General features: G+C 49.8%; 10 protein-coding genes. 8 read left to right on the plus strand and 2 right to left on the minus strand.

Going from position 1 to position 12,908, the window contains the following annotated elements; all coding sequences use genetic code 11:
* Positions 1-294: 294 nt before the first annotated feature.
* Positions 295-2,157, plus strand: a complete 1,863-nt coding sequence (locus Mal48_RS08590) for a tetratricopeptide repeat protein (RefSeq protein ID WP_145198006.1) — start codon at positions 295-297, stop codon at positions 2,155-2,157.
* A 247-nt stretch (positions 2,158-2,404) separates the two neighbouring features.
* A complete protein-coding gene (locus Mal48_RS08595; protein ID WP_145198008.1) occupies positions 2,405-3,109 on the plus strand; it encodes an FxsA family protein in 705 nt (234 codons plus the stop codon).
* A gap of 243 nt (positions 3,110-3,352) precedes the next feature.
* Here Mal48_RS08595 and Mal48_RS08600 read toward each other — a convergent pair whose 3' ends face one another.
* Together Mal48_RS08600 and argJ are read right to left on the minus strand one after the other, a co-directional pair.
* The gene (locus tag Mal48_RS08600) at positions 3,353-4,288 is read right to left on the minus strand and encodes an ATP-binding response regulator (RefSeq protein WP_145198010.1); all 936 of its coding nucleotides are present in this window, start codon (positions 4,286-4,288) and stop codon (positions 3,353-3,355) included.
* A 90-nt stretch (positions 4,289-4,378) separates the two neighbouring features.
* On the minus strand, positions 4,379-5,575 hold the full coding sequence (gene argJ / locus Mal48_RS08605) for a bifunctional glutamate N-acetyltransferase/amino-acid acetyltransferase ArgJ (protein ID WP_145198012.1): 1,197 nt from the start codon (positions 5,573-5,575) through the stop codon (positions 4,379-4,381).
* 296 nt (positions 5,576-5,871) lie between these two features.
* On the opposite strand from argJ, the gene Mal48_RS08610 reads away from it, so the two are divergent.
* The 6 genes from Mal48_RS08610 to Mal48_RS08635 all read left to right on the plus strand — a co-directional run bounded on the left by Mal48_RS08610 (position 5,872) and on the right by Mal48_RS08635 (position 12,889).
* Positions 5,872-6,099 carry a hypothetical protein gene (locus Mal48_RS08610; protein ID WP_145198014.1) on the plus strand — a complete coding sequence of 76 codons (228 nt, stop codon included), beginning with the start codon at positions 5,872-5,874 and terminating at the stop codon, positions 6,097-6,099.
* 56 nt (positions 6,100-6,155) lie between these two features.
* On the plus strand, positions 6,156-7,070 hold the full coding sequence (gene xerC, locus Mal48_RS08615) for a tyrosine recombinase XerC (protein WP_231739960.1): 915 nt from the start codon (positions 6,156-6,158) through the stop codon (positions 7,068-7,070).
* Between the two features lie 254 nt (positions 7,071-7,324).
* On the plus strand, positions 7,325-9,181 hold the full coding sequence (locus tag Mal48_RS08620) for a glycosyltransferase family 39 protein (protein ID WP_145198016.1): 1,857 nt from the start codon (positions 7,325-7,327) through the stop codon (positions 9,179-9,181).
* Between the two features lie 205 nt (positions 9,182-9,386).
* Positions 9,387-9,791 carry a hypothetical protein gene (locus Mal48_RS08625; RefSeq protein ID WP_145198018.1) on the plus strand — a complete coding sequence of 135 codons (405 nt, stop codon included), beginning with the start codon at positions 9,387-9,389 and terminating at the stop codon, positions 9,789-9,791.
* Positions 9,792-10,361: 570 nt separating this feature from the next.
* Positions 10,362-11,564, plus strand: coding sequence for a DegT/DnrJ/EryC1/StrS family aminotransferase (locus Mal48_RS08630; RefSeq protein WP_145198020.1), 1,203 nt, complete (start codon positions 10,362-10,364; stop codon positions 11,562-11,564).
* Between the two features lie 410 nt (positions 11,565-11,974).
* Positions 11,975-12,889, plus strand: a complete 915-nt coding sequence (locus tag Mal48_RS08635) for an alpha/beta fold hydrolase (protein ID WP_145198022.1) — start codon at positions 11,975-11,977, stop codon at positions 12,887-12,889.
* Positions 12,890-12,908: the final 19 nt, after the last annotated feature.

The raw sequence follows: 12,908 nt of genomic DNA on the forward strand, positions 1-12,908 counted from the left end.
CGAATTAGCGCTTTTCCTTAATGCCTACCTTGGCTCGCGGAGCGGCGGTTCTTGCCGTTCGGGAGTGGCTGTTGTAGCGGTGAGTGAAGATGGGGTGTTCCCAGAGACTCTAGGGAGCCCGAAAAGCTTTGTTAACCCGCATTATGAAATGAAATTTGGGAATAGGCACGCGGTCTGCATTATCAAACCTGAAGTCTGATCAGTTGATGAGTAAATTTGATCAGCAGTCCTGTCCACTCGTTTCAACCAGTTTGAGCCATGCCTAAAATATCGTTGAAACCTCGCCTAATCCTAATGTCGTTCTCATTGCTTCTGATGTTCACGCCATCTCTCATCGCAGAAGGCGAAGAAAACAAAAGCGAAGTTCGAGAGGACGCGTTACGTACTGCCGTTGCGTTGAATTACTGCCGTGCAGCCTTTCATCGTATTCGTAAAAACCCGAATGCCGAGGTTCTTCGGGAAGAAGAAGAGAAGATTCTCAACAACTTGAACCTGACTCAGGTTCATGACAAGGAAGTGATCTCGCTCTATACGTCAGTCCTTGATGAGATCTCTCAAGTCAACATTACCGATAGTGAAAAGCAACTGCGCCGTCGGCATCATAAAAGTTCGGTTCGTCGCCAAATCACCTGGGACGCGCTCGCCTTCGGGACTGAGCTTGCCACAGCCCAGTTTGGAAGCGCTGTCAAAACTGGAGCAAACAGTTGGTGGGACTATCGGAACAAAACCTATCAGCGCGATCTCGATATCTTAAAGATTGAAAAAGTCGAAATCTCAGGCCTGCTGAAGCGTTCCAACCAGCTCTTGGACACGTTCTGGGAGATGGCGCGCAAGAAAGAGATTCCAGATCGCTGGCTGGTTCGTGGGGATGATCTTGATTCTCTGGAAGAAGCAGTCGCTGAGCAGGACCTCGAAACTCGTTTGCGTATTCTGACCAGAATGAAACCCTACATGGAAGCGTACCCACCCTTCTGGTACTACCTGAGTCGTACTCAGCAGGAGTTAGGAAAATTGCCAGAAGCGATCGAGACCTATTCCTATCTCGACAAAATTGGCAGCGGTCACTTCCGTAAAGATGACATGCTTGCGACGGCAATGGCGAACAAAGCTGCGATTCAGGATTACCTCGGCAGCGACCTTGCTGTTGCGTCGGCTGAACGAGCACTTGAGTACTCACCCGATGTTTGGGAAGCGAATCTGATCGCTGCGAGAATCCTGCAACGACATGGTCGAATTGCGATGGCGGAAGATGCGATTCTCAGGAATCTCGATGTCGATATCGAAGCCTCTCAAAGTACCATCTTTTTGGCGTCCCTCTATTTTTATGCACGTGACGAAGAGAAGATCGTGAAGATGCTTAACAACCAGCAGCGTGTGGCACATATGCCCGCACCGGTTCTGCTTCGTTGTGCAGCTCTCGTCGGAGCAAAGCGAACTCCTCCACATGTGATGCGAAACATTTTGGCCTCGCTGACCGCGACTCCTCAAAATCGTTTTGGAAAAGATGAATTTACACTACGAGTCAGCCATGCCTGGCAATTGCATCTTGCGAGTTTCGAAGTGAAACAAGGAGGACGCGTTCTGGATGATCCACAAGTTGTCATGCAACGTGGTTTTTATGATTTGCGATATGCGAATCACGTCGACTGGGGCTCGCCGATTGGAAGTTCGACCCCTGAACCAGAAATTGAAATTACACTGACCTATCCGGATGAAACATTGATCCACCTACAACTCCAAGGGAAGAACAACACGCTCGGACGAGGACCGATTGCAATCTCCTCACCGTCACAGATGCAGATTTCCAACATTTCCGTAGCTGGTCAACAAGTGGCTCTTAACGTTCGCGAGGCAACAAATACTGAAGGTCCAGTCACCGTTCAAGCAGCTCGTCTTCTAACTGACCCAGAGCCTACGTTCTTATCTCCACCGGGAAGTCAACCTGCGCCGGAGATTGAACCGACAGCAGGGATTGAACCTGTCCTTGAGAAAATGCCTGTCATCGAGAATGAGCCTGTGACTGAACTCGAGCCTGCGACTGAGAGTCAATCTGCGGCTGAGAGTGAGCCGGAGGTTCAGTTTGAGCCGTTTGAAGAATACCTGTCAGAGAAATATCTTCCAAAATTAAAGACCGAGTCTCCTGAAACAGCCAACTAAGAAAGGCCAACCGGACTACGGATATTGTTCTCCAATATCCCCTTGAGATCGTCCTGTGACCAAATCCGGATTTATAGAGTCAGGAACTGCCGCAGGGAGATGATCCCGGTGCTGAGCGTGAGGCGGATTTGATCCGAGACAAACGCTCAGCGGCTGCCCTTGGGAAGCTGTTTCAAGATATCTTTAGAGAGCATCTCGCTCTGCCGGGTGGCCGGTGCGAACGGGTTTGACTTGGGCCTCTTTGGAAATGATGAACGCATCCCGCCCCGTGGATGTGTGCGAGTTTCTACTTGAAACGGCCCTCTCCACTTGTGCGAGACGCATGAAAGTTTTCAAGGACCGATTGGGGCTTGTCGATTTGATCTGCAGTCACCGAGAGTCTTTGATTCATTTGAAATCGGTTCCGATCAGCACTTGGCATCCCGCTACGGGTCGCAATAATGATGGCATGTTGATTCGACTATTATTTCTGTTCACTGTGATCCCTTTCGTTGAATTGGTGATCCTCCTCCAAGTCCATCATGCGATTTCCTCCGTGTGGGGAAATGGGATTGGGCTTCTGGTCACTTTGGGAGGAATTGTCGTCACAGGAATTCTGGGGGCGACGCTCGCGAGACAGCAGGGATTGGGCGTGATTCGTCAAGTGCGAGGGCAGATGGGGCGCGGAGAAGTCCCGGGGCAAGCACTCGCTGACGGAATTCTAGTTCTATTCGGAGCTGCACTTTTACTGACGCCAGGTTTTCTCTCAGACTTCTTCGGATTCAGCCTGCTGATCCCAGCTAGCCGGTCCTTCTATCGAACACGCATGATGAGATGGTTCAAGGGGCATGTCCAAATTCACCGTTCCGGTTCTGGTTCCGGTTCTGGTTCCGGTTCTGGTTCCGGGGCTCAGCCAGATGTCTTCGTTGTGGACCCGGTTGAGAGTAAGCAAAACGATGAGCGTCTCACTTAGAGCTGTTTAAATTCTTATCGTCTGAGAGCATGTTCACGGTGAGTCTGCAGTGCAATCGCTGCAGCATTGCCAGCTCTTCACCCCCCGTTGACTCACCGGAGGCTAAATGGGTTTCTGAAGACCTGCATGAAACTTGCTCTGGCGACCTCTGTGTTGGCTCGCTTTCTGAAGCGAACTGCATGTTGGACACAACCAATGATCGGATCTTTGTGGCTTTTGATTTCGTCGAAAGATGAGTGACTCTTAGCCAGCTTCGGTGATTTCCGAATTCTCATCAAGGATGTAGTTTTCATCCTGAATCTTGGACGAACACTTCTTCAGAGTGACGACATTTCCCGTCTTGTTGTACTGCACTTCGTCAGTAAACGCACGCATCAACAAGACACCACGACCACTGGCACGTTCAAGATACCCTGGAGCAGTGGGATCGGGGAGCCCATCGGGGTTGAAGCCGGGGCCTTCGTCACGAATGGTAATCTTGACTTCTTCTCGGCTGAGTTCAAGTTTGACGTGAATTAAACGAGAGCTGTAAGGCAGCATTTTCCGACGAGTGTTTGCCAAATCGTGGTAGGCATTCGGGTCGTCTTCGCGTAAATCGGAACTGACTTCAAGATTCCCGTGAAAGTAAGCATTCGTGAGTGCTTCATCGACGGCGGACGCTAATCGCAAACTTTCGTTCTCGTCGAAAATCCATCGTTGTTGAACAGTCTCTCGGATTTCAGCGACGAGCGCGGAGATCAGATCGAGATCGTTTTCCAGAACATAACTTGTTGACGTCAAGTAATTGAGCAGGCGGCGTTGTTTGCGGCGTTTGTTGGATGTCGAAAGGATTCGAGCAACAGTGTTGACAAGTTCCGCAGCCAACTCATTTTTGGGAACATAACTTGAGGCTCCCTTTTCGAGAGCAGTGACTGCAATCGATTCGCTTCCCGCAGCGGTCATCAGGACGATGGGGACCAGTGGGTATTCATTGCGAATCACTTCCACCAACTCAAGCCCGTTCATTTCAGGCATCTTGAGGTCGGTGACGATCAGGTCCGGAATTTCATTTTCAACCTGAATGAGACCTTCTTTACCGTTTCTGGCAGTGCAGACTTCCCAGTCCGGATTTTTTTCCAGCAGTCGACTTGCTAACCGAAGATCAACCAGGCTGTCGTCAACAACTAGAATTCTCGCCATTATTTATTCCGCCCAAGTTCCAACAAATAGCTATCTCATTGTGTCTTAGTAGGAGTCCATGAGCAACCCATTTGTCTGCAATCCGTTAAATCATGTTGTATAATCAGCATTCAAGCGGATGTATTCTGAAGTGAGATCACACGTCCAATAAGTCATTTTTTCATTTCCAAGTCGAAATTCGAGTTGAATTTTGATCTCTCCAGTTGCCATTGATTTCGAGAGCGCACTTTCGTCGAAGCTTGTCGGGGAACCCCATTCGTAGATGACGACATCGTTCAATCGGAGTGAGAGATCCTGTTCCTGAAACGGCACACCCGCGTAACCTGCAGCGGAGACGATACGCCCCCAGTTCGGATCATTTCCAGTGACGGCAGTCTTTACCAACGGGCTTTCACAAACAACTTTCGCAATCCTTCTCGCATCATCTTCATTTTCGAGTCCGGAGACTTCGACCCGTACAAAATGTTCGGCGCCTTCAGCGTCTCGGATGATTTGCTGAGCGAGATCAGAGCAGACTTCGTTCAAGGCTGATTGCAGTGCCTGCTGCAATTGCTCGCTGGCACAGCCTTGCCCGGTTGCCCCGTTTGCCATTAGCAAGACGGTATCACTCGTGCTGGTATGTCCCTCAACCGAAATGCAATTGAAGCTTTGGTTCACAGCTTGCTTGAGCATTGAGTCTGCGAGTGACGTTTCAAGTTGACAGTCTGTCATGATCACCGAAAGCATCGTCGCCATGTTGGGAGCGATCATGGCTGCCCCTTTTGCAACTCCGGTCACCGTGATCAGTGTCCCGTCGATTTCGATCTGCTTCGAAGAGATCTTCTCGACCGTGTCTGTTGTCATAATGCTTTTGGCCGCTTTAGTGAGATCCTCTGATGATTTTCCGAGTTGTTTGAATGCGTCTCGGATTCCGTTCTCGATCACAGGCATTGGGAGAAAGTGCCCGATCACGCCCGTCGAGCAGACTAACACATCGGATTCGTCGCAAGTGAATTGTTCGGCGAGGATCGCTGTCATCCTTTGGGCATCTGTGAGACCTTGCTCTCCGGTGCAGGCATTGGCGTTTCCTGAATTGATGATAATCCCGCGTACTGAGGGACTGGGGACTCGCCCGCGTGACACAATTACCGGTGCTCCGACAACTTGGTTCTGCGTAAAAACGCCGACGCTCGTTGCGGGCGTATCAGAGGTGAAAAGAGACAGGTCCGGTAGGCCTGAGTCCTTAATTCCGCAAGTCACTCCGGTTGTTTGAAATCCCTGTGGGAGCGTATGTTGCTTAGCCGCCATATCAATGTCTTTGAATTTGTTGCGAGAGTCGGAAAGTTGTGAAAGAAAGGTGATTCTTCCAGTTTCCGCTCGCGCATTGCAAGCCTATGGGAAGATTCTGCCCGTGAACGCTTGTCAGGTAGAGGCTGCTTGAGATTATTTCAGATCAGGAGGACAAGTCGGGTTGTGCGGGATGGCGAGTTCGGTCCGTTGCGGTTTCATGGAATCTCTTGTTGTCTGATCAATTGGCTAGGGATTGTCCGGTTAGGTATCCGATAACGAAACGGGATAGAACTCTCACCAAGCAGGTGGAATGGATGGACGGAAGTGTGAATATCATTGCTCTCATGAAAGATGGTGAGAGGTTTGTGTTCGTCTTTGATGAAGAAAGTTCACCACAACTTCTTCAAACACTGGGGCACTATGCTGCCGATCCGGAAATGAATTTCACCTGGTATGATGCTGCGGTTCTCAGCCAGAAAGTTCGACGTCTCCAATCTCAATCTTTGGCAGCGAACGAAAAGCCGTTTCGACGGTCCGCTTGAGTCATTGAGAAGTTCGCGTTGATGCGTTCCCCTCAAAATCTTCGGGAGGAGAGTCGGTGCTGACAGAAGTCCAGGATTTTCTGCGTTATCTGCGCCTCGAAAAGAACGCCTCTGATTTGACAATTAAGTCGTACTCTGACGACTTCGAGAGCTTTTACGATTATTTACGTGAGCGAGTTGGCGGCATTCCTCATCCGGAATCGATCACCATTCCTGTCTTGCGTGGTTTTGTTTCGTATCTTCATGAATGTGAATATGCTCGCACGACGATCGCTCGTCGGTTGGCTGCTCTGCGAAGTTTCTATCGCTATACAACGCGTGAAGGGCTGACTTCATCCAATCCGGCGAAAGCTCTTCGGACGCCTCGTGCAGGCAGAAAACTTCCACACTTCCTGACAACTGAGCAAATTGGGAAACTTCTGGAAGCCCCTCCAGCGAACGAACCTATGGGGATTCGGGACCGGGCGATTCTGGAGACGCTCTACTCTGCCGGATTGCGTGTTGCGGAGTTAGTCGGTCTCGATTTGGACAGTTGGGACCGAGGTGCGAACATCCTCAGAGTCTACGGGAAGGGAAAGAAAGAACGGATTGCCCCCGTGGGAACGTATGCAGTTCGCGCCCTTGAACATTGGTTAAATGTCCGAAGCCCAGATCCGAATGGTCTTCCCGATGAGACAAACGCGTTGTTCTTAAACCGTTTTGGTCGGCGACTGACCACACGAAGTATCGGGAGAATGCTCGAAAAGTACATCAAAATTGCCGGTCTGGACTCTCTCACATCTCCGCATACATTGCGACACAGTTTTGCGACACATCTTCTTGATGGAGGAGCAGATCTGAGGAGTGTTCAGGAACTTCTCGGTCACAAAAGCCTCACGACGACGCAGATCTACACGCACGTGAGTACGCGAAGAATGCGCGAAACTTACGAGCACGCTCATCCGCACTCAAATCATGATGATTATGAATAACAGACTCTGAATTCGCTATTCAACAGGGGATGATCTTCACGGGACCTGATGCTCGAAAATACATCGAGCTTGCTTTGGTCCTGCTTGCTGCCAGTTGAGTGCATTTGCGTCTGCATTTGCTCTGGCTTGTCGCGCTGACTGCCGCTTCGAGTGTCTGCCCCCTGCTCTGCCACGCGCTTTGCCACGCGCTTTGATTGCATCAACATTTGCACACTCGAAAACGCATCAGAAATGAGTCACCATTTCGAGTTGCCATGTCGCATTCCTTCTTCATTGAATACAAAGCGTTGATGACCAACTTCCCGCAAAAATTCGGACCTGAGTTTCTTCAGCGATTGAAGTTCATTTGCTGCGTATTCTTGGGCGGGCTTGGAATCAGCTTGCTCTTTGTGTCGAGGATGGAATTTACAGCCGTTCGCGCTTTTCTGGACCAGTTTTCTGGCGATGGTTCCGCAGAGCCATACACCGAGCAAGTTCACAAAAATTTGGGGTGGATCGCCTTCGCTCTCGGCGTGCTGCTGAGCCTTCTTAGTCTCGTGATCGCGAAAATTTCTGTGGGAGTGTACGAACGATGTCTCAACTCCATGGATGTTAGGAAGCGAAGCCGAAATTCGATCCGTTGGATGAAAGTGTCAGTTCATCAAAATCGTGGCTGGTTGCTGGGGCTGACGTTCTTTTCTTTCATACTTCGTTGGTCGCATTTGCATGATCCGATTCGATTCGATGAGGCTCACACGTTCCTCACGTATGCAAAATCCCCATGGTTTGTGGGGATTTCGTTGTATCAGGATCCTAACAACCATGTGTTTAACACGTTGCTGATCCATTGCTCGACCACGATATTCGGCAATGCAGAATGGGCCATCCGCTTGCCAGCCTTTTTCGCTGGAGTGTTACTTGCACCGCTGACATTCTTGGCAGGCCGGATCACTGTTAGTCGAGATGCAGGGATCGCTGCCGGGGTGTTGGTTGCTGTTTCATCGGCACTGATCGAGTATTCAGGGCTGGGACGTGGATACACCCTGATTTGCTGTCTCACGATGCTGAACATCTTGTTCGCTGTTCGCATTTTGCGGAATCAAACTGGCTGGGAATGGTGGTTATTGACGTTCTGTTCAGCTCTCGGATTGTGGTCAATCCCGGTCATGGTCTATTCGAATATTCTCGTTTGGGGCTGGCTTCTGTATCAGGGAATGCTTGCTTCTCGCAGAAAATCTCGCAGAAAACTTCATCGACTGCGATTCATGAGGAGATGGTCGACCGCTGTTGGGGTGACATGCCTGCTTGCACTCGGATTTTACCTTCCCGTCATTGCCACTTCCGGGGTACATTCATTGACAGGTCAAGGATTTGTTCAAGAGACATCATTGAGTGAGTTTTTGATGTCGCTGGTCAACGGACTTGTGGAAGGACTCTCTTTCTGGTTGCGAGACTGGTCTTTCCCTGCGGTTTTTCTTCTCTTTGGGCTGGGGACTATTGGGCTCGTGGCAGCGAAGTCAGTCAGGCAGAGCCTTGAACAGATTTTCGCCCTGTTGATTCCAGGAGCGATCTGTTTACTACTCCTCGTGTTTCAACGTGTCGTTCCGCCACCTCGTGTGGGGCTGTTTCTCATTCCCCTCTTCGCAATCTATTCCGGACGTGGGTATGCACTGCTTCTCTCTGGGAGGGAACGTCCGAGAAGGAATTTTTTGCGGGCTGTCTGGTTTGCGCTCATCGTGATTTTGCCGGTCATGCAGCAACTCCAGCACCGGTCTATTCGCAATTCGAGTGAAACAGGGGTCTGCCCAGATGCGGCTGAAATCGTTCAGTTTCTTCAGCAGGAAATTGAAGCAGGTCACGTTGCCGCAAATGCTTCAATCATCACGGTCTCTCCTGCGAGTGCTCCGATTGTTTATTATTTCTCGCGAAACGATTCCTCTCTCGAATATTTTTCTCGCCCGACGCGCGAAAACGCTCATGAATCGATTGTCGTTGTCGGTCATGGTGGTCAGCAATCGGTGAGTTCTGTACTCACAGAGCTGGGGATCAACGATTTGGTCGACTCCGATGACTTTGAGGTCTACAAACAATTTCAAACAGTGACGCTGTATCGTTTACCGAGCGAAAACTGAGATCAGTTGAGAGTGAGGAGAAAAATGCTAGAGGTCGGCTTTTGACGGTTGTAACGTTGAATTTCTTCAAGCCGATTCTAACTTCTCAGGATCACGTAAAGAGAATCAAGCATGTTCTCCGATGCGTCCGAACTCGATGATAAGGGAGTGCGCGGTCTACGCAGGCGACAGGCTTGCCCGAAATCTGACAGAACGGAGTGTAAGGATGCGTAAGTTTGTCTTGTGTTTCTCAGTGATTTTTATTTGCTCAGGAACGTTTTCGAACGGTCTGAGTGCGAGTGATTCTCTAGATGCACTGGGATATAAATTTCCCAAGCATCGATTCAGCCTGAAAAATCTGCGCCCACACTACGATGACCGGATGAAGGCTGTCATCCCGGCTGATCAACCGGTTCCCCGAAACTGGGTTGTCGTTGGACACCGATGCACACTTCTTCAAGTTAGCTCGACAACACACCAACTCTTGATTCAGAAGCTCCCGACTCGCCCAGGTACTGAGCTGACAATTTGGAAATGCCAGCCTCTGCCATTCGGTTGGGCTGTCCTTGAAGAATTCACTTCGAACCAGTTCCCTGGTAAGAACAACGCCTTGCGAATCCGCAAAATGTGAAATTTTTGTGGAAATTGACTCCGGTTTGAGGCGCTGATTGATCTGTCAAGATCGGTATGCGACTCCACTTTCTTACTGAATGAACTCTCTCACAGTTGAATTTCTCTTACTGTATAAGCTCTCTCGCATCGAAACGGGGCTGAGAGCAACTCCAGCAATCCAGCATTGGGCTTCAAGTTCTACCTCGTGGCGAACAGCATTTTAACTAGAACTGATCCTGAAACTTGAAATTGCTCTCTCAAACGTTGAGGAAAGCGACCATTGCAGTAGTTTTTGGACTGGTTCTAGAGAAATGCGTTCCTCACGGGCACACAGTAGAACGAGCTACTCTAGAGTCATGAAAGCGACTTTTACGGGCACGACAAGCATCAAAAATGCTTATCGTGCTTGTGAAACGCGATTTACAGGGCTCTGCAGGGCTTTTCAGGCCATTCTTGCCTGTTCCTGTTTTCACACGCTCATCGGGCGAATCCACGTCTTGACAGAAATGTTGCCTCCTTCTACTTTTCATCATCTCAAGACCCGTAAAGACTTACGGTTATAAAGTTACAGCGAATGGAGTCGCTTCAAATGTCGCACATTTTACCGATCGGCACACAGCAAAACACGACACAGCCTGTCCCACTCATCGATTTGGTTGCTCAGTATCAAACCATTCGTGATGATGTTCAGGAGGCTGTTCAACGCGTTTTTGAAAACCAGGCATTTGTTCTGGGAGATGAAGTCTCGAATTTCGAAAATCAAGTTGCTGAGTATTGTGATTCCACACATGCCATTGGATGTGCGTCAGGCAGCGATGCACTTCTGCTGGCATTGATGGCACTCGAAATCGGTCCCGGTGATGAAGTGATCACCACGCCATACAGCTTCTTTGCGACTGCCAGTGCGATTGCGAGGACTGGAGCAACTCCTGTCTTTGTTGATATCGATCCCGAGACTTACAATCTCAATACAGATCAAATTGAGCTCGCAATGACCCGAAGGACGAAGGCGATTATGCCTGTCCACCTCTTCGGGCAATGTGCAGAAATGGATCCCATCTGGAGAATTGCAACTCAATATGGGCTTGCGATCATCGAAGATGCCGCCCAAGCGATTGGAGCTTCCTATCGTGGACGTAAAGCGGGTGTCCTTGGTTCCATCGGATGCTTCAGCTTCTTCCCCACAAAAAATCTGGGGGGAGCCGGCGATGGCGGGCTCGTGACCACAGATGACAAAGACCTTGCAGCTCGTCTCCGTCGCTTACGTGTTCACGGCGATGTTGGTGGGTACACCCATGTTGATGTCGGAATCAACAGCCGTTTGGACGCCCTGCAGGCAGCTGTTCTCGCTGTGAAGCTTCGACACCTCGATGCATGGTCTGACGCACGAAGAGAGAACGCTCAGCGGTATCAGGAACTCTTCGCAGAGTTTGAACTCAGAGAGCGAGTTGGACTTCCAGAGCAAGTCGAAGAGCGGCATCATGTTTACAACCAGTTCACGATTCGTGTTTCGGGTGGTCAACGTGATGAAGTGTTGAAACGACTTCGCGAACGACAAGTCGGATGCTCCATTTATTATCCGAAGCCGCTTCACCTTCAAGAGTGCTTCTCAAACTTGCACTATGTTGAAGGAGATTTCCCGGAAGCTGAACGTGCTGCCGATGAAACTATCGCGCTGCCAATCTTCGCCGAACTCGGAGCTGAGCGTCAGCGAATTGTCGTAGAAAACATCCATCAAATCTTTGCTGAACTGGACGCCGAGTCATTCGTACCAGTTCGCCGAGCAGCATAATTCTGCTGTTAAATTCATTAAGCGACCAAAACTCTCCGCGATCGTCACGGTCTCGGAGAGTTTTTTTGTCATGTCTTCGCTGATTTCACGCTTAACACACATTCACTGAGCTTCTCGACATCCCCGAAAAAAACTTGCAAATCCCTATCGTGCTTCTTGAATCGGTCTTTGCAGTCAGCTTCGTGGTGAGTCTTTAATAGGGTGATGAAAGCAAGTTTTACGGGCACCGCAAGTATGGAAAGTGATTTTGGTTCTCACTTTTCAGACATGTGAGGATAGCTCCGCAGAGCGGTTGGGAATACATTACGCTGCACACGAATGGTGCGTGCCGATTTCAGAAGTTGAACTTCCTGGATCACCGCACTGACTATCTTTCGACCATCCTGCATCAAGAATTTCCCCTTGTGAATATGACTCGTCTCCCTGATTCACTTCGTGAAGAATACCCTTTCGATCCGAAATCGACTGAGATCGATGGGCATCGCTATTCGTATATCGACGAAGGAACCGGCTCACCGATATTGATGGTGCATGGGAATCCAAGTTGGAGTTTCGCTTGGAGGAATTTCATTAAGCACTTCTCAGCGAATCACCGTTGTCTTGCGGTCGACCATCTGGGGATGGGGCTTTCCGACAAACCACAGGATTACGCCTACACAATCGAGCAGCATATCAGCAATCTTTGTTCGCTGATTGAACGTCTCGATCTGCAGAGCGTCACGCTTGTCGGGCACGACTGGGGCGGCTGTATCGGGATGGGAGCGGCTGGGCGGATGCCGGAACGATTTTCTCGTTTCGTGATGATGAACACCGCCGCATTTCGGTCACAGGAAATTCCATTTCGAATTGCACTTTGCCGCATTCCCATGCTTGGAGCTGTTGGTGTCCGTGGTTTCAATCTCTTCGCAGGAGCTGCAGTTTTGCAGGCGATTGAGAAGAAAGACCGCATGACCGACACCATCAAGAAGGGATACCTCTTCCCTTATGACAATTGGGCAAATCGAATTGCGGTACATCGCTTCGTTCAGGAAATTCCGTTAAAGGAATCTCACTCGACCTACAAAACATTGGTTGATGTTGAAGCCGGATTGAGCCAATTCGCTGACCATCCGTTTCTGCTTCCTTGGGGCGAGAAAGACTGGTGCTTCACCACAAACTTCCTGGACGATTGGGAGAAACGTTTCCCGAAGGCTGACGTGTTACGTATTCCTGACGCCGGGCACTACGTTTTTGAAGATGCACACGAAGTCATCCTCCCCAGCATGGAGGAATTCTTCTCCAGTCATCCTCTTTCAGGAGCGAAATCGGACACACCTTCAACTTGAGACGCCTTCACTTTTCGGC

The organism is Thalassoglobus polymorphus (assembly GCF_007744255.1).
Lineage (GTDB): Bacteria > Planctomycetota > Planctomycetia > Planctomycetales > Planctomycetaceae > Thalassoglobus > Thalassoglobus polymorphus.

Excerpts from the sequence above, each read along its gene's own strand:
- Mal48_RS08590 (WP_145198006.1), top strand. The coding sequence starts at position 295 with ATGTCGTTCTCATTGCTTCTGATGTTCACGCCATCTCTCATCGCAGAA.
- Mal48_RS08595 (WP_145198008.1), top strand. The coding sequence starts at position 2,405 with ATGATGAACGCATCCCGCCCCGTGGATGTGTGCGAGTTTCTACTTGAA.
- Mal48_RS08600 (WP_145198010.1), bottom strand. The coding sequence starts at position 4,288 with ATGGCGAGAATTCTAGTTGTTGACGACAGCCTGGTTGATCTTCGGTTA.
- argJ (WP_145198012.1), bottom strand. The coding sequence starts at position 5,575 with ATGGCGGCTAAGCAACATACGCTCCCACAGGGATTTCAAACAACCGGA.
- Mal48_RS08610 (WP_145198014.1), top strand. The coding sequence starts at position 5,872 with ATGGACGGAAGTGTGAATATCATTGCTCTCATGAAAGATGGTGAGAGG.
- Mal48_RS08620 (WP_145198016.1), top strand. The coding sequence starts at position 7,325 with ATGTCGCATTCCTTCTTCATTGAATACAAAGCGTTGATGACCAACTTC.
- Mal48_RS08625 (WP_145198018.1), top strand. The coding sequence starts at position 9,387 with ATGCGTAAGTTTGTCTTGTGTTTCTCAGTGATTTTTATTTGCTCAGGA.
- Mal48_RS08630 (WP_145198020.1), top strand. The coding sequence starts at position 10,362 with ATGTCGCACATTTTACCGATCGGCACACAGCAAAACACGACACAGCCT.
- Mal48_RS08635 (WP_145198022.1), top strand. The coding sequence starts at position 11,975 with ATGACTCGTCTCCCTGATTCACTTCGTGAAGAATACCCTTTCGATCCG.